The 16,380-nt window shown below is 28.3% G+C and carries 13 protein-coding genes; 8 read left to right on the top strand and 5 right to left on the bottom strand.

Annotated elements, in window-relative coordinates:
- Positions 1–170: 170 nt before the first annotated feature.
- The gene (gene rpoD, locus Q1X91_RS10100; RefSeq protein ID WP_300756709.1) at positions 171–1,934 is read right to left on the bottom strand and encodes an RNA polymerase sigma factor RpoD; all 1,764 of its coding nucleotides are present in this window, start codon (positions 1,932–1,934) and stop codon (positions 171–173) included.
- Positions 1,931–3,733, bottom strand: a complete 1,803-nt coding sequence (gene dnaG, locus Q1X91_RS10095) for a DNA primase (RefSeq protein ID WP_300756706.1) — start codon at positions 3,731–3,733, stop codon at positions 1,931–1,933. The genes rpoD and dnaG overlap by 4 nt, the downstream gene beginning before the upstream one ends.
- A 237-nt stretch (positions 3,734–3,970) precedes the next feature.
- Between dnaG and Q1X91_RS10090 the strand changes: the two genes are divergently transcribed.
- The 6 genes from Q1X91_RS10090 to Q1X91_RS10065 all read left to right on the top strand — a co-directional run bounded on the left by Q1X91_RS10090 (position 3,971) and on the right by Q1X91_RS10065 (position 11,124).
- Positions 3,971–5,017: a hypothetical protein gene (locus tag Q1X91_RS10090; protein WP_300756703.1), complete on the top strand. Its 1,047-nt coding sequence runs from the start codon at positions 3,971–3,973 to the stop codon at positions 5,015–5,017.
- Positions 5,001–5,567, top strand: coding sequence for an NUDIX domain-containing protein (locus Q1X91_RS10085; protein ID WP_300756694.1), 567 nt, complete (start codon positions 5,001–5,003; stop codon positions 5,565–5,567). The genes Q1X91_RS10090 and Q1X91_RS10085 overlap by 17 nt, the downstream gene beginning before the upstream one ends.
- A 73-nt stretch (positions 5,568–5,640) precedes the next feature.
- The gene (gene lepB, locus Q1X91_RS10080) at positions 5,641–6,162 is read left to right on the top strand and encodes a signal peptidase I (protein WP_300756692.1); all 522 of its coding nucleotides are present in this window, start codon (positions 5,641–5,643) and stop codon (positions 6,160–6,162) included.
- Between the two features lie 503 nt (positions 6,163–6,665).
- Positions 6,666–7,616, top strand: coding sequence for a flavodoxin family protein (locus Q1X91_RS10075; protein WP_300756689.1), 951 nt, complete (start codon positions 6,666–6,668; stop codon positions 7,614–7,616).
- A 993-nt stretch (positions 7,617–8,609) separates the two neighbouring features.
- Positions 8,610–10,301 (top strand): phospho-sugar mutase, encoded by a 1,692-nt coding sequence (locus Q1X91_RS10070; protein WP_300756686.1) that lies wholly within the window; start codon positions 8,610–8,612, stop codon positions 10,299–10,301.
- 148 nt (positions 10,302–10,449) lie between these two features.
- On the top strand, positions 10,450–11,124 hold the full coding sequence (locus Q1X91_RS10065) for a hypothetical protein (RefSeq protein ID WP_300756683.1): 675 nt from the start codon (positions 10,450–10,452) through the stop codon (positions 11,122–11,124).
- 403 nt (positions 11,125–11,527) lie between these two features.
- Here the strand turns inward: Q1X91_RS10065 and recG are convergent, their stop codons facing one another.
- Together recG and Q1X91_RS10055 are read right to left on the bottom strand one after the other, a co-directional pair.
- Positions 11,528–13,618: an ATP-dependent DNA helicase RecG gene (recG, locus tag Q1X91_RS10060; protein ID WP_300756680.1), complete on the bottom strand. Its 2,091-nt coding sequence runs from the start codon at positions 13,616–13,618 to the stop codon at positions 11,528–11,530.
- A 13-nt stretch (positions 13,619–13,631) separates the two neighbouring features.
- Positions 13,632–14,105, bottom strand: a complete 474-nt coding sequence (locus tag Q1X91_RS10055) for a DUF1232 domain-containing protein (protein ID WP_300756678.1) — start codon at positions 14,103–14,105, stop codon at positions 13,632–13,634.
- A 156-nt stretch (positions 14,106–14,261) separates the two neighbouring features.
- Here Q1X91_RS10055 and Q1X91_RS10050 point away from each other — a divergent pair, with 156 nt between their 5' ends.
- Both Q1X91_RS10050 and Q1X91_RS10045 read left to right on the top strand, forming a co-directional pair.
- Positions 14,262–15,020 carry a PilZ domain-containing protein gene (locus Q1X91_RS10050; RefSeq protein WP_300756676.1) on the top strand — a complete coding sequence of 253 codons (759 nt, stop codon included), beginning with the start codon at positions 14,262–14,264 and terminating at the stop codon, positions 15,018–15,020.
- The gene (locus Q1X91_RS10045; protein WP_300756674.1) at positions 15,001–15,606 is read left to right on the top strand and encodes a 5-formyltetrahydrofolate cyclo-ligase; all 606 of its coding nucleotides are present in this window, start codon (positions 15,001–15,003) and stop codon (positions 15,604–15,606) included. The genes Q1X91_RS10050 and Q1X91_RS10045 overlap by 20 nt, the downstream gene beginning before the upstream one ends.
- Here the strand turns inward: Q1X91_RS10045 and Q1X91_RS10040 are convergent.
- Positions 15,603–16,118 (bottom strand): chemotaxis protein CheW, encoded by a 516-nt coding sequence (locus tag Q1X91_RS10040; protein ID WP_300756672.1) that lies wholly within the window; start codon positions 16,116–16,118, stop codon positions 15,603–15,605. The two genes, Q1X91_RS10045 and Q1X91_RS10040, sit on opposite strands and share 4 nt — an antisense overlap.
- Positions 16,119–16,380 lie beyond the last annotated feature (262 nt).

Raw genomic sequence — 16,380 nt, 5'->3', positions numbered from 1 at the left:
CGAAGCGTGCCTTTGGCAAAAACTTTTTTGTGCGGCAAAAAAGTTGATAATTCTATATAATGTACATCAGTTGACAAAATGAAATCGTTCCAGTATATATTAAAAAAGGAGACATAAAAATGCCTCCTTTTTAAAATAAAATTAAATTTTTAATTTATATAATTTAGACATTAAGAGTCAAGAAAATCTTTTAACTCTTTTTTCTTTGACTGAGCCCTTAAACGTCTTATAGCTTTAGCCTCTATCTGACGTATACGCTCTCTTGTAACCTTAAATACATATCCTACCTCTTCAAGAGTATGAGAATATCCGTCAACAAGCCCGAAACGCATTCTTATAACTTTTTGTTCTCTATCTGGAAGACTATCTAATATGGAGTCAATTTGTTTTCTTAAGATTTTGAAAGTAGTAATATTCTGAGGACTTTCAAATTCTTTGTCTTCTATAAGCTCACCTAATATAGTATCCTCTTCATCACCTATAGGAGCATTTAAAGATACTGGGTCTTTAGCTACATTTCTTACGCTTTTTACCCTGCTTTCAGGCCAGCCTAATGCTTTTGCTATCTCTTGAATAGAAGGCTCTCTTCCATGCTGCTGCATATACTGTCTTAATACTCTTTGAACCTTATTAATCTGCTCTATCATGTGAACAGGTACTCTTATAGTTCTAGCCTGATCACTTATAGAACGCGTAATAGCCTGACGTATCCACCAAGTAGCATATGTAGAAAATTTATATCCTTTTTTGTATTCAAATTTATCTACAGCCTTTATAAGACCGATATTTCCTTCCTGAACCAAATCAAAGAAATGAAGACCTCTGTTAACGTATTTTTTGGCTATAGCAATAACAAGTCTTAAATTTGCTTTAACTATATGATCTTTAGCCTGAGCTATTTTTCTTCTTGCAGAATCTATTTTACGTACCCATTCCACCAAAGTTTCTTTATCAATACGTACTTCATCATAAATATCAGCCATACGCACCTGCGCCTTATGAAAACTAGTTATAACAGCTTCTATAGCTTCCTGAGTAATATTAAACTCATCTACAAGTCGAATATATATATCCTTATTTCCAGACTCTATTTCTTTATAATAGTTTTCAAAGTCAGATATTTCTTTATAGTATCTTTTTTTAAGTTTTTCAAAATATTCTTCTATTTGATTTATTCTGTGAAGATAGAACTTTAGCTTTTCGGCTATTCTGTCTATTTCCATTCTGTTTAATCTTACTTTTGTTAGAAGTTTGACAATATTTTCTTTAACTTCTTCCTGTTCTTTGGTAAGAGCTTTAATAGTTTTCTGAGTAGTAATCTTTTTAATTCTCTTATCCAAAGCAAGATACTTTTCAGCTAATGCGGTATACTCTTTTTCAAAGTTTTTATATTTTCTTTCTAATTTTCTTTTTTCCTGAGTAGAAACATTGTAAATTCTAGGAGGCTCTAATATTTCATGTATAGAAACCTTACCTATTTGAACATTTTTAATAGTGTTAAGTACTTCTCCAACCACAAGATGAGTATTAAGTATAATGTTTTCAATCTCAGATTCTCCAGACTCAATTTTTTTGGAATAATCTACTTCATCATCATGAGTAAGAAGGCTAACCTTTCCTATTTCTTTAAGATAGAGTCTTATAGGATCATCATTGTTTCCAACTTTATCTTCTACATGTATAAACTTAGCAGTATCGTCAATTTTATTCTGATTTTTGGAAAGGCTTTCAAATTCCCTTTTGTCTTCAACAATTACAATCTTTCTTGCATTTAATAATTGAAAAAGTATATCCATTACATCAGTATCCATATTATCTATGGCACCATTAATCTCTTTGAAGGTAAGATATTTGTTGGCATTACCTTTTTCAAGTAATTTTCTAATCTTTTCATTATTTTTAATCAAAAGATCGCAATCTTCTTCTGTCATCATAAATCACTTCCTTGATGTAATTTTTCTTTTTGCTTATTAAGTAAATGTATTTCGCGTGCCTTTTCACAAATAGCCTCAAAACCATCATTTAATGAATGATTATTTATTATTTCCATTCTTTTAGAGTCTAAGTCGCCGCTTTTAATTTTAATAATAAGCTCCTCCAATTTTTCATATATGTTTTCGCTGTATAATTTCTTCTTGCTTAAAATCTGATTGGCTATATGCTCATTTCCAAGTATATTAAGAGCATCTTCAACGCTTGCTTCTTTATTAAGAGTTAAGAGTCTTATATAAAATTCCCTTGTTATATCTTTCTTAATAAGATCTACACTAATTTCTCTTTCAGCCTCTTTAATTAAAGAAGGATTCAAAGCAAGTAAGTATATCAAACTATTTTCATAGTAAAATTTGCTGTCGGTATTATTTTTTGTTATTTTTCTGTTATTGTTGGAAACATTCTGATTTGTTTTCTGTGTACGTAAATAATCCTTGTTAAAAGCCTCCCTATCTATAGAAAGTTTAGAAGCAACATGCGAAATTATCATCTGCTTCTCTGTTTCGCTTTTTACAACGTCCAAATACCTATAAAAGCTGTTAATAATTATTAGCTTTTCTTCTATAGAAAGAGAAGAAATTTCCTTTTTTACTTCTGTTTCTATAATATAATCATACCAGTGCAATCTATTATTATATAGTATATCAAACCGCTTTTTATCATAAACTGTAAAAAATTCATCTAAATCTTTGGTTTCTTTTATAGAAAGTATAGTCAATTTTAAATCAAACTTCAATAGTATAAGTATAGCCGCTTTGGCAGCCTTTATACCGGCCTCATCACTGTCTAAAGCTAATACAACATTACTAGTATACCTTTTTATTTCTTTGGCATGTTCCTCTGTTATAGCCGTTCCAAGAGTTCCTACAACATTTTTTATACCCATTTTGTGGCATGCTATAGTATCCATATAGCCCTCTACAAGCATAATTTCGTCCTGCTTCATTATATAGGATTTTGCTATATTTATACCGTACAGAGAGGATTTCTTCTTGAATATTAAACTTTCCTTTGAGTTTAGGTATTTTGGTTCTTTTCCGTCTATACTTCTTCCTCCAAAACCTATTACCTCTTCTCTTTCATTAATAATAGGAAACATTATTCTATTAACAAATGTATCATAATAGTGATTAGGGTTATTCTTACTTACACTTGCAAGACCTAATATATGCATATTGTTAATAGTAATTTTATTTTCAGCTAATGCATCAATAAGGGCATTCCAGCTTGGCGGAGCATATCCTATTTTAAACTCTTTTATAATGCTGAATGGTATTTTTCTTTTTTTAAGATATTTTTCAGCTTCTTTATAGAAATAATTGCCGTTTTTATCTTTCAAAAATAGGGTTTTACCAAAGAAATTGCAGGCTATTCTGTTAATTCTTCTGCTTTCTAAATATATTTTCTCCTTTTTTGAGGATTTAGCCGAGAAGAAATCGGTAACATCTACAGAGAATCTCTTTCCCAGATACTCTATAGCCTCTTTAAAAGACATATTTTCTTTTTCTTTTAGGTATGTTATAACATTGCCCTTAGCTCCGCAGGTGAAGCATTTATACACACCTTTATCATCATCAACAGACATAGAAGGATTAGTTTCCTGTCCGTCTTTATGGAAAGGACATTGAACTGTATATTTGTTTCCGCCTCTTGAAACTACTTTATATTTATCTCTCAAAATATCAATAAGAGATACCCTAGACAATAGATTATTTAATTTTCCTATAAATAAATTATCCACAGCACATAAACTCAAAATATTATCTATATATTAATCGGATATAGATATCAAAAAATACATGTTATACCCATAAATAAATATAGACAAATATAAAAATATTTTAAAAAAAGTCAAGTAATTATGGTTTAAAAAAATAAAAAAAATGTAATTACAATTCAATTTATTTTACATATTTATTGCTTGACAAAATTATTTTTTTTATTATTATAATGAGAACATCTTTTTTGGGGAAATATTGTGATTAATTATTTTGAAAAGAGTGAGAGAAGAAGAAGGATCTTAAACAATATAAAATCAAAGAGGATTATTATTGATAAATTTCATATACCTCTTGGCATAGTTCCAAGTGAATATGCTTACCCCATGGAAGGGACAAAGATAGAATTAAAAAATACTAATAATGGAGATATTTATACATATAGAATATCAGTATCTGCAGAAAAAATCTATACGCTTTACTTAAAACTTCTAAAACTTTTTCCTTCATACGGAACTATTGTTATAGAACGTATTAGTGAGGATATAAACAGAAGTTTTGATGTTCTTATGAGCGATCCTGATGTTTCATTAAATGAGATAAGAAAAGTATTTAAAAAGTATAATGAGCTTTGGGTTGAATGCGGTTTTGTAGGTTTTGGTGTAATAGATGAGCTTACCGAATTTGAAATTTTTATAAATTTGGATAAAGAAATAGAAATTAACACTACATATAAAAATATGAGAAAAATTAACCGTATACTTGATTCGTATAAGCTCCTTAATGATGATGTTTCATTTATGAGCGATTATGAACATCTGCATTATTCATTATCTTCAATAGCGGCAGATTACGGCTGTTCTGAAACTGATGAGTATGTATTTGATTATTATGATATTATAAATAATCTTAAATCAATATATGGTTTTACAACTATTAATTTGAATGAAAATGATAAGATAATTAAAGCTCCTAAATGGTGGAATGTTACTGTTAAGGGACTTGGTAAATGTCAGAAAAGGACTTTTATATCTACTTATTATATAGTTGCAGATACTATAGAAGAGATGGAAACTTTAATAGATGAAAAGATGAAAGATATGAATGTGGATTATTATTATATTTATGATTTTTATAATGTTGATCCGAACAATTATAATTATGAAAGTGTAAATGTTTCTAATATACATAATATATCTTTTGAAAAAGCACCGTTTGGAATATGGGCACAGTCTGATGTATTCATATGCAAGACTAAGAATATAGCTTCATATTATATTAATAAGAATTATGCAAGAACATATTGATAATAATTTTCAAAAAGCGTTAAAATTAAAAGAACATATTAAATATCAATTTAAATATTGCCCTTACTGCGGAGCAAAAGATTCTTTTATTTTTAATGATATAAAGATTTTTAAATGTTCAAAATGTAAAAGAACTTATTTTGTTAATCCTTCATCTGCTGTAGGAGTTATAATAGAAACTCCAATAGGGATAGTATTTGTTGAGAGGGGAATTGAACCTAAAAAGGGATATATAGATATGCCTGGGGGATTCTGTGAACCTTATGAAAAAGTTGAAGAAACCGCTGTACGAGAGGTTTTGGAAGAAACTAATATAAAACTGGATAATATACATTTCCTTATAAGCGGATCTAATGAGTATATATACGAAGGTATTATGTATGTTACATCTGATTTATTTTTTTATTCAAAATTAGATTATGTGCCTGATGTAAAAGCAGATGATGATGCTGTTAATGTTGTATTTATTAAGAGAGAAGATATTGATATGAAAAATATAGCATTTGAATCAGCTAAAGAGGCTTTATTCTATTATATAAACAATTATTAAATATTATAATATATTGAAATTATTTTTTATTAAAGTTTTTTGATTATAAGAATTGATTGAAGATTATAAAAAGATGATAAATAAGAAACAGATTTTAGAATTAATACTTGCTTCATTTACAGCTGTTTTTTTGGCAGCATTTATTAGAATATTTTTTTTTGATACTTATATAGTTACAAATAAATCTATGGAGCCTACTTTTTTTGAAGGCGATCAGATACTGCTTTTAAAAAGGAATTTTATATTTAATAAAGTAAAAAATTTTGATGTAATTGTATTTGAATATGATAACAGCAATTTAGTAAAAAGGGTTATAGGGAAAGAAGGCGATAAGGTAGAAATTAAAGACGGAGGTCTTTATTTGAATGATAATTTAATAGAGCATGAATATTATATATTTTCAGATGAAGATGACGGACTTTATATTGTAGGAAGTAATCAGTATTTTGTTTTGGGGGATAATATAAGTTTAAGCGAAGACAGCAGATATTTTGGGCTTATAGATGAAAAGGATATAAAGGGGCAGGTTATATTAATATTCAGTCCTAAAAGCAGATTTCAATTATTCAGTAATATATTTCATAAATATGATTAGTAATTTGAAATAGACTGCCGATATTGTTTTTAATTATATTTTAATATATACTGAAAATTTTTAAGTCTGTCAATTTTTTTATTGCTCTTTTTCTCACCGCAAAAAGTTGCTGCCAACACCATACCTAACGGTACTTCCTTCGGTCGCATGTGGACTTCGTCGGCACGCAGAGCGGGCACGACTGTGAAGCCCTGCAAATATCAAAATTTAAAAAATTTATTTTTTGACAAACTGTATTTGTTTAGGTATATACTAAAATTTACATGCTTTAATTGTCAATAAAATTCAGCAGCTAATATATTATATTTTAATTCATATTTTTATATTGACAATATTAAAATATATTGTATGCTATATAATATCAATAAGGCAGGGCTTATATTAGTTCTTTAAATATAAGATTTCCGATAAACTTCGATAATTTACTCTTTTATATTCAAAAACGAAGACTGGCAGCCTGTCCAGTAATAATCATTTTTTTATAAAAAGGAGAATTATATCTTATGAAAGTTATGGGAATAGTAGCTGGAAGACATAACGGCAATAGTGAAATTTTGGTAAAACAGGCTTTAACAGCTGTAAAAGATGCAGGCGCTGAAGCAGTACTTATTAATTTGTTTGACTACAATATAAAACCTTGCTCAGGATGTGAATCTTGTACTATAGCTATGGGTAAAATATTTAAAGAAGGCGGAGAGTATAAGGGCTGTATTTACAAAGAAAAAGATGATATGGATAAAATAGTAAATGTTATGAATGAATGTCAGGGTATAATAGTAGGCTGTCCTACATATGATCTGCTTCCTTCTTCTCTATATTTATCTTTTGCTCAGAGATTTTTGGCATATGAATTATCATTTAGAATACAAATAGGACAGGTAAAAGAAGACCCTCATACAGTTGCAGGTCTTATAGCTGTAGGAGACTCCAAACATGATTGGCAGACTATGAGTTTGGAAGGACTTGCTGCTACAATGTTTACTCAATCTATGACGGCTGTAGATATGTATTTGGCTACTAGTGTTGGAAGACCTGGTAATGTTTTAATACATAAAGACTATTTAGAAAGAGCTTATCAGATGGGTAAAAATATTGTTGATGCAATAAATACCCCAGTTAATGAAAGAAAATGTCTTGGAGATCCTGATTTAGGATTATGCCCTAGATGTCATTCTTCTTTAATATATCAAGGCGATGAGCATTGGGACGGAGTAAAATTTAATTTTGAATGTGCTGTATGCGGTGCAGGCGGAGATTTAGTAAAAGATGAAAACGGAAAATACAAATTTGTAATTGCTGAAAACGGACTTATAAGAGACAGAAATATCAATGAAGCAAGGGCTGTTCATTTGCAGGAAATACTTCATACAAGAGAAAATTTTATGTCGAAAAAAAGCGAAATAGAAGAAGAATATAAAAGATTCAGAGAAATGAAATTTGAAACTATAAAATAGCCGTTAATAAAACTTTTTCAATAAAATAAAAATAAGCACTATGATAATATTTAGTTATTTATCATAGTGCTTTTTGCTTATGATAGATATGCTGAAAATATATTAAGATACAATTTTTGTAAGTTGAATGTCTTATACTGAATTTAAATAACTATAACTTATCAAAAATAAATATAGTTTTTGCAATTTTACAGATGTATGTAGGTATATACTGAAAATTTTTAAGTTTGTCAACCGCGAGCTCTCCCTCATCTTCGTTCGGGACACTTCGAGAGCACCTTCCCGCACGGTATTGTTTATTCTTATCAAATGTCAACGATACGTGCGGCTGATTACCTATTATTATGCCAAATAAGTAATTTACTATACATCTAAAACATATTTTGTTGATTAATAAAAATATATTATATTATAAATAAATTATAATTACATTTATAAATAATCACAATTTGTCAAAAAATAAATTTTTAAATTTTAGTATTTGTGGAGACTAACCCTGCGAATCACACAGTCGTGCCACACTCTGCGTGCCGTAGGCAGGTGAGAAGCAGGCACAGCCAGCACTCTCTGCGTGCCTTCGGCAACGAAAGGGCTACATTTTATGCTAAATTTAGCAATTTATCCCACATATAAAACATAATTAGTACGATTTAATAATAATTTTAATACTTGCACTTTCGCGAAGCGTATCCGAGCTTGTTGAGGATATAAGGTTCTTTGACGAAGTTTGCAGAGCGTATGCGGCGGGAAAAAGAACAACAAAAAAAATTGACAAACTTAAAAATTTTAAGTATATATTACAAAACATATGGCTAATAGTATTATTCTAAAAACCTGAAATTATTTTTAAACTAAGTAAGCAATATAGAATTTGTATAAAAATAAAAAGTATTATATGAAAAACCTGATTAACATAATAGTTTTTACTTGATTATATAATTGTTGTATACTATAATTTATATATAGAATTTTTAAAAATTAGAGGTATGTATAATGGAACAAGAAGTAAAAGCAAGAATCGATTCATGGCTTAACGGTCCTTATGATGAAGAAACAAAGAAAGAAATTAAAGCATTATTAGATTCAGGAAATGAAAAAGAATTAACTGACGCTTTCTACAGAGATTTAGAGTTTGGTACTGGAGGACTTAGGGGGATAATGGGAGTAGGTACTAACAGAATGAATAAATATACTGTTGGAGTTGCCACTCAGGGACTTGTTAATTATATATTAAAACAAGGCGGAAGTGATTATAAAGTTGCTATAGGATATGATTCAAGAAATAATTCTGATGTATTTTCAAAGGCTGCTGCTGAGATACTTTCTTCAAATGGTATAAAAGTTTATTTATACGATGATATTCACCCTATCTCACTTCTTTCTTATGCTGTAAGAAATTTGGGCTGTATTGCTGGAATAGTTGTTACTGCAAGCCACAACCCTAAAGAATATAACGGATATAAAGTTTATTGGACTGACGGAGCTCAGGTTATACCGCCTCATGACAAAAACATCATAGATGAAGTATTAAAAGTTAAGCCTGAAGAAGTTAAAATGGGTGATAATTCTAGAGTAACATTTATAGGAAAAGATATTGAAGATAAATACATGAATGATTTAATGTCTTATTTGGTAAATCCGGATATTATTAAAAAACATCATGACATAAAAATAGTTTATACACCTATTCATGGTTCTGGATACAAAATGGTTCCTATGGCTTTAAGAAAAGCAGGATTTACTAATTTAACAACATTAGAAGGTGCTCAGCCTCCTGATGGAAATTTCCCTACTGTAGAATCTCCTAACCCAGAAAATCCTGAAGCATTGCAGATAGCTGTTAATAAAGCTAAAGAAATAGGTGCTGAACTTGTTATGGGTACTGACCCAGACTGCGACAGAATGGGCTGTGCTTTGCTTACTAAAGACGGAAGCTATATGTATCTTACTGGTAATCAGATAGGCTCTATAATGGCATACTACCTCATTACAAACAAAAAAAATATTAAAAATCCATATATAGTAAAGACAATAGTAACAACTGAACTTGCTAGGGCTATTGCTGATGCTAATAATGTTAAGATTTATGATGTGCTTACTGGTTTTAAATGGATTGCTGATGTTATAGAAAGAGAAAAAGAAGGAACATATTTATTCGGTTTTGAAGAAAGTTTCGGATATTGTATTAATTCAAATGTACGCGATAAAGACGGTGTTAGTTCTTGTTTGATGCTTGCTGAAGTACTTGCTTACTGTAAAGATAATAACATTACTTTAGCTGATTATTTAGAAAGTATTTATGAAAAATACGGATACTTCTATGAAGAGACTATATCTATTACCAAAAAAGGTGCTGACGGAGCTAAGGCTATAGCTGATTTGATGACTTATTATAGAAACAATTTACCTAAAGAAATTTCAGGCGTTCAAGTAGAGACTATAAGCGACTATGAGAAAAAAGAAGTTTATGATAATACAGGTAAAAAAATAAAAGACATCACTCTTCCAAAATCTAATGTTCTTCAATACATACTTTCAGATAAAACAAAAATCACTATAAGACCTTCTGGTACTGAGCCGAAAATAAAATTCTATTTTGAAGTTTGCGTAAAAGAAAGCAAAGATAAAAGACTTAATATAGCTAAAGAAAAAGTGGCTAATTTCAAAAAGTTTATTAAAGAATAATTTTTTATTATTGCTAGCTATAAACTTCACAATTAGTAATAATAATAAAACAAAAGAAGTCCTATTTTTTAATGGGGCTTCTTTTTTATACGACATTTTTTGTCATAGTGAAAGAGTATAATATAGATAATCATATTAAGGATATTATATGAGAAAAATTATTATAGTATTAAATTTTTTACTAACTTTCATAATAAGCTGTTCAGGTAATTATGTAAGTGTGAGCAATGAACAAACAAACACAGATATATCTGTGGGAAAAATTACTGCTTCAGAAATGACTATATACACAAATAATTTTGCAAAAAGTAAAATGCCAAAAATCATTATTTACTTAAATCAAAAATTAGAAATTGATAAAACAGAATTAGTAAGCGTATCAAATAATCAAAATTTAAATTTTAATATTACAGATTTTACATTAGAGAAGAATGAAACTTTTTATGAAAAAGGAGTTAAAATAAACTTAAGATCAAACTCTTTTTATAAAATAACAAATATGCATACTAATGCTTTTAATTTATATTTTACATTAAAAACTACATTTACAAATGAAAATATAGAAAATAAAGAAATATTATATGATGCTAATGTGCAAGCTAAAATGACAAAAACTTCTCTATTATTAACTATAATAAAATGGATATTTATAGTAATATTAGGAATTTTATTCTTTCCATTTATATTGCTTGCTTCCATGTTTGTATACCCAATAAGAACCAGCAGCGGATTTTTTCTTGCTCTTATATTGCATTTTATTTATTATCCTATTTTATTCTTTATTATAAAATTAGTTATTAATTTTTTTGATGAACATATATAGAAATTATAATAAGTATAATAATTATTTAATGCGGCTTTTATATTTTAACTTTATTCTAAATCCCACCCATTTTATATTATAGTTTTTCTTTGTTATTATTACTATATTATTATTTATAAACTTTTACTGTTATTATGACGCCCGCCCTAGCTTTATTTAAACTTATAATCATCACAACGCACGTTAAGCTAAATTTATAAATATAAACTCATTAGAAATTCTAATTTTTATTATATATGAAATTCCGCTAACCGTGCGTAGAGAAAGATTTTTAAATTTAATATACGCTTGGGTGGGTGCCTTAATTTGTAATTAAGCTATAAAAATAATAAAAAACACAATTTTAAAATAAAACAATAAAATATAAAGGGTGGGAATGTAAATAAAATTCTAAAATCAATAATTATTCATCTTTGACTATTCTTGATTTTAGATAATTAGCCTTTAATATAAATGCTTCATTTTCTTTATAAAAAATTTCTTTTGAGTTTTCATCTTTAAGTAAAGAACGCATTTCATCTTTAGCCTTACGCATTATCTCTTTATCTTTTATGATATTTCCAAGTTTGAAGTCTGGAAGTCCGCTTTGCTTATCTCCTAAAAACTCTCCAGCCCCTCTTAATTCTAAATCTTTTTCAGATATTTTGAATCCGTCAGTGGTTTCGCATATTATATTAATTCTTTCTTTTATAATATCATTAAGCTCGCTGTGAAGTATAAGATAGCAGTAACCTAATTTATCACCTCTTCCAACTCGTCCTCGCAACTGATGAAGCTGTGATAAACCAAAACGCTCTGCTCCTTCAATTAATATAGTTGTGGCATTAGGATTATCAATTCCTACTTCTATTACAGTAGTTGAAAATAGTACTTTAATCTCTCCGCCTGCAAATCTGTTCATTATATATTCTTTCTCTTCGTCTTTCATTTTGCCATGTATTATTTCTATTTGCGTATCAGAGAAATAAGTTTCTTTAGCTCTCTGAAACTCACTTGAAAGAGTGATAAAACTTGAATCATTATTTTCTATTAGAGGAAAAACAACATATCCCTGTTCTCCTTTTAATATTCTATTTTTTAAGAATTTATAGCAATGATCCCTTTCATAAAGCTCTTTATATTTTGTGAGCACCCCTTTTCTTGAGCTAGGAAGAGTTTTTATAATAGATAAATCTAATTCTCCAAATAAAGTTAATGCCAATGACTGAGGAATAGGTGTTGCCGTCATAAGAAGATAATCAACATTTTTTCCTTTTGATAATAATTTATTTCTTTGAGCAGCTCCAAATCTCTGCTGCTCATCTACTATTGCATAAGAAAGATTTTTAAATACTACTTCATCATATATAATAGAATGCGTACCAACTAATATATTACTTTTTCCTTCTCTAAGTCTTTTTAATAAATATCCTCTTTCATTTTGACTTACAGAAGAGGTAAGTATATCTATTTTTATAGTATCTTCAAGTCCAGCTGATTTAATAACTTTTTTGAATGTATTATAATGCTGTAACGCCAGTATTTCAGTAGGTGCTAAAAATGCCGTTTGAAATCCAGATTCTGTTGGTATCAATGCCGTTAAAAATGCCACTATAGTTTTACCAGCTCCAACATCTCCCTGTAACAACCTGAACATTTGCTTTTTTGAAAATAAATCGTTTTTTATTTCTTCTATAGCATTTAATTGATCTTCAGTAAGTTCAAAAGGAAGAGCAGATTTTAATTTTTCAAACATATTTGAAGAATTATATCTTTCTTCTTTTATTAAAATATTAGGTCTTCTCTCGCTTAAATGTATATACTGAAAAGTTAAAAACTCCTCAAAAATTAAACTCTCTCTAGCTTCATCAAGTGCTTCGAATGATGTAGGAAAATGCATCTCCATAATAGAAGGAACAAAACTTTTGAGTCTGTATTTTTTTTTAATGACAGCAGGTATATCATATTTCATGTTTTTTTCAAATACTTCAAGCTCATCTACAATTAAAGTTCTTAACTTTTTTTGGGAAAGTCCTTCAGTAAGAGGGTATATTGGAACTATTTTTCCATATGATAATGCATTTGAAGAAGGTTTTTCAAATTCTGTCATTCGGCATTGAAGTTTTCCTCTATTACCTCTTACAAACTTTCCAGTTAAATATAATTTAGCTCCTTTAGCAACTCCAGTAGGAAGTCTTCCTCCGTAAATAGGTACTTCGCATATTGCAGCTCCATCTGTAACTATAACTAGAGGCTTATTTTTATACTGGAAATTAAAAGAGGATATATCCAAAACTTCTACATATACAACACTTGTTTTTTCTTTATTTTCTAATGCCTCATGAAGTTTCAGCGTTTTTCTTCTGTCATCATAGGTTCTAGGAAAAAAAGCTATTAAATCATATAGTGTTATTATTCCTTTTTTTGATAATATTTCTGCGTATTTAGGACCTACACCCTTTGAATATTTAATGCTTTTAGTAAATATCTCTTTACTGTAATCACTTTTTTGCAAGACTTTGTTTTTCCTATTGTATTTTATTTTCATTATCATCAACTATTTCATATTCTGCTTCATTAATATCTTCATATGCTTTATTTTCTGAAGCATTAGAATCATCCTCTCCATATTTCCAAGTTCTGTATTTATTTAAATCATCAGAAAAATATTTTAAACATAGCCCTATTATAAAAGCATCATCAATTAGTCCTGCTATAGGTATGATATCAGGTATTGCATCTATAGGTATTATGATATATAGTAAAGCTCCTGCTATTGAAGCTATAGTTTTCCAAGGTATATTTTTATAGTTTCCATTGATATAATCTCCTATCATATCTATCATTAATTGTATTTTATCTAAAAACTTAGAAAGATGTGCTGATGAAGATAAATTTAATATTTCTTTTGATTTATTCAATATAGATTTAAGCTTTTCTGCTGTAATATTTGATGAAAACTTATCCCATAATTCTTTTGCTTTATTTTTCATATCGCTCATAAATAACTCCTATAAAAAATAATATATTTCAGTATATTATAACATATAAATAAAAATTATAAATATATTTAGTATTATATTTTTTTATTGAAAATATTGCATAAATAATAAATTATGTTATACTTAAAAAGCAAGTATTAACAGGAGTTTAATAAAATGGATAAAGAACAAGCAAAAGGCGTTATCATAGAAAATGACCCTTCTATATTAAATAAATATAAATCAGCTTTTAATGATCAATTCATTATAAGCAGTTTTACGGATACAAATTCATCTTTGCCTTATATTATAGAAAATAATTTGAATATCTACTTTTATATCATTAAATATAATGAAAATGAAAAAGACAGTATTAAATTTTTTACTGATAAAATAAGAAAGGTAAATCCTCAAATAAGATTAGTACTTACTGATATATCCGATGACTTTAATGCTGAAAACTATCCTAATGCCTTGACTTTCCCTAAAAATACTGATATAGGTACAATAGTACATACTATTACCACAGAAATTTCCAATAATCCAGAAGATTCATCAAAAAGAAGAAGACAGTATTCCAGAGTAAATTGGCCTTTAAATGTTATTATAGCTTATAAAGATAAAATTAGAGGTACAATAGATAGAAATATACTTTCTATAAGCGGTAATGGTGCTTATATATCTTCTGATACTAATATACCAGATAAGGGAGATATGCTTGGTCTTACAATATCTTTCAAAGATTTTAAACTCTTTACTGAAGCTAAGGTGGTTTGGATTAATAATGATAATCAAAAACCTGATTTGCCTAAAGGTTTTGCTGTACAGTTTATTGATATAGGTATGGCTTCGCAAAAAATTATTGACCAAATTATCCGCGATAAATTATTACAGGAAATATTAGTAGAATTTAAAGATGAGAACTTCTCTTCATAATGATTCTGATATAAAAGAAGCTAAACAATTAATAAGAACTTCTTTTAAACTTATTAGAAATAATTTAGACGAGCATTTTATAGAAGCTAAAAGTAATATTATATATAAAAAATTTAAAAATATAGTTAATATTAGTAAGTTTACTTCTATATGCGTATATATTGACTTTAATCATGAAGTACAAACTCAAAAAATCATTCAGTACGCAATGGATAATAATATTAAAGTTTCTGTTCCCTTTCTAATCGATGATCATAATATGAAATTAAAATACATTAATGATTACAATAAGGATATTAATAGAAATACTAGATTTGGAAACGGAGAGCCTTTTGAATACTGTAAAGACTGCAGTATTAATGAAGTTTCGATGTTTATTATTCCAGCTTTAGTATTTGATGAGAAATGCAATAGGTTAGGATTTGGAAAGGGGTACTATGATAATATCTTAAAAATAAATAGAAATGCCCTTAGAATAGGCTTAGCTTATGATTATCAAATACTTCCATCTATACCCAAAGATGATAATGATGAAATATTGGACATTATTATCAGTGAGAGCAAAGTAATAACAGCTATTTTTTAATTATTATCAGCTTCATTAGAATCATCATCTTCATCAGTAGTGAATAATTTTTCCAAATCAAGTACAACTAACAATTTGTCCTCTAATTTACCTACACCTTTAATATATTTCTGACCTATACCAGAAAGCATAGGAGGAGGAGGCTGAATATCAGAATTTGAAATGGATACTACTTTAGATATGGAGTCAATAATAATACCCATATCAACATCTTCTATTTTTACAATGATAATACCAGTATTTTTATCGCCTTCAGTTTCTTCTAAATGGAATCTCTTTTTCAAGTCTATAATGGGTATAATATTTCCGCGTAAATTTATTACGCCTTCTACAAAATCTGGGGCATTAGGTATAAGAGTAATCTTTTCCATTTTAATTATCTCTTTAGCCTGCATGATATCTATAGCATATTCACCGCTTCCTAGTCTAAAAGTAACAAGGTTGGTACTATCTTCAACATCAGCTCTGCTTTCTGTACTTTCTGCTGTTTGCTGCTCTAGCTGTTCTGCCATTTAAAATGCCTCCATTTACAAGTTAGTTTATTATCGGAAATAATTTTTTAATATTTTATAATATAACAAAATATTTGCAATTAAAAAATCAAATTTGACATCAATTAACTATACTATTTTATGTTATTTTTACTTAAAAGTCAATAATTTTTAATATTTAAGATTGTTTAAGAGCCATAGATATTGCACACTTTTAGTTTAAAAAAAAGATGGTATTCCTTATAATTTATAATTGCTACAAATAAACCAAAAGGAATACCTA

The sequence above is a fragment of the uncultured Brachyspira sp. genome (assembly GCF_949287625.1).
In the GTDB taxonomy this organism is placed as follows: Bacteria; Spirochaetota; Brachyspiria; order Brachyspirales; family Brachyspiraceae; genus Brachyspira.
Note: the sequence above shows the minus strand (reverse complement) of the source record. Positions and strands in the feature narration are given on the sequence as shown.

Coding starts and splice junctions, on each gene's coding strand:
- rpoD (WP_300756709.1), bottom strand. CDS start 1,934: ATGATGACAGAAGAAGATTGCGATCTTTTGATTAAAAATAATGAAAAG.
- Q1X91_RS10085 (WP_300756694.1), top strand. CDS start 5,001: ATGCAAGAACATATTGATAATAATTTTCAAAAAGCGTTAAAATTAAAA.
- lepB (WP_300756692.1), top strand. CDS start 5,641: ATGATAAATAAGAAACAGATTTTAGAATTAATACTTGCTTCATTTACA.
- Q1X91_RS10075 (WP_300756689.1), top strand. CDS start 6,666: ATGAAAGTTATGGGAATAGTAGCTGGAAGACATAACGGCAATAGTGAA.
- Q1X91_RS10070 (WP_300756686.1), top strand. CDS start 8,610: ATGGAACAAGAAGTAAAAGCAAGAATCGATTCATGGCTTAACGGTCCT.
- Q1X91_RS10065 (WP_300756683.1), top strand. CDS start 10,450: ATGAGAAAAATTATTATAGTATTAAATTTTTTACTAACTTTCATAATA.
- Q1X91_RS10055 (WP_300756678.1), bottom strand. CDS start 14,105: ATGAGCGATATGAAAAATAAAGCAAAAGAATTATGGGATAAGTTTTCA.
- Q1X91_RS10050 (WP_300756676.1), top strand. CDS start 14,262: ATGGATAAAGAACAAGCAAAAGGCGTTATCATAGAAAATGACCCTTCT.
- Q1X91_RS10045 (WP_300756674.1), top strand. CDS start 15,001: ATGAGAACTTCTCTTCATAATGATTCTGATATAAAAGAAGCTAAACAA.
- Q1X91_RS10040 (WP_300756672.1), bottom strand. CDS start 16,118: ATGGCAGAACAGCTAGAGCAGCAAACAGCAGAAAGTACAGAAAGCAGA.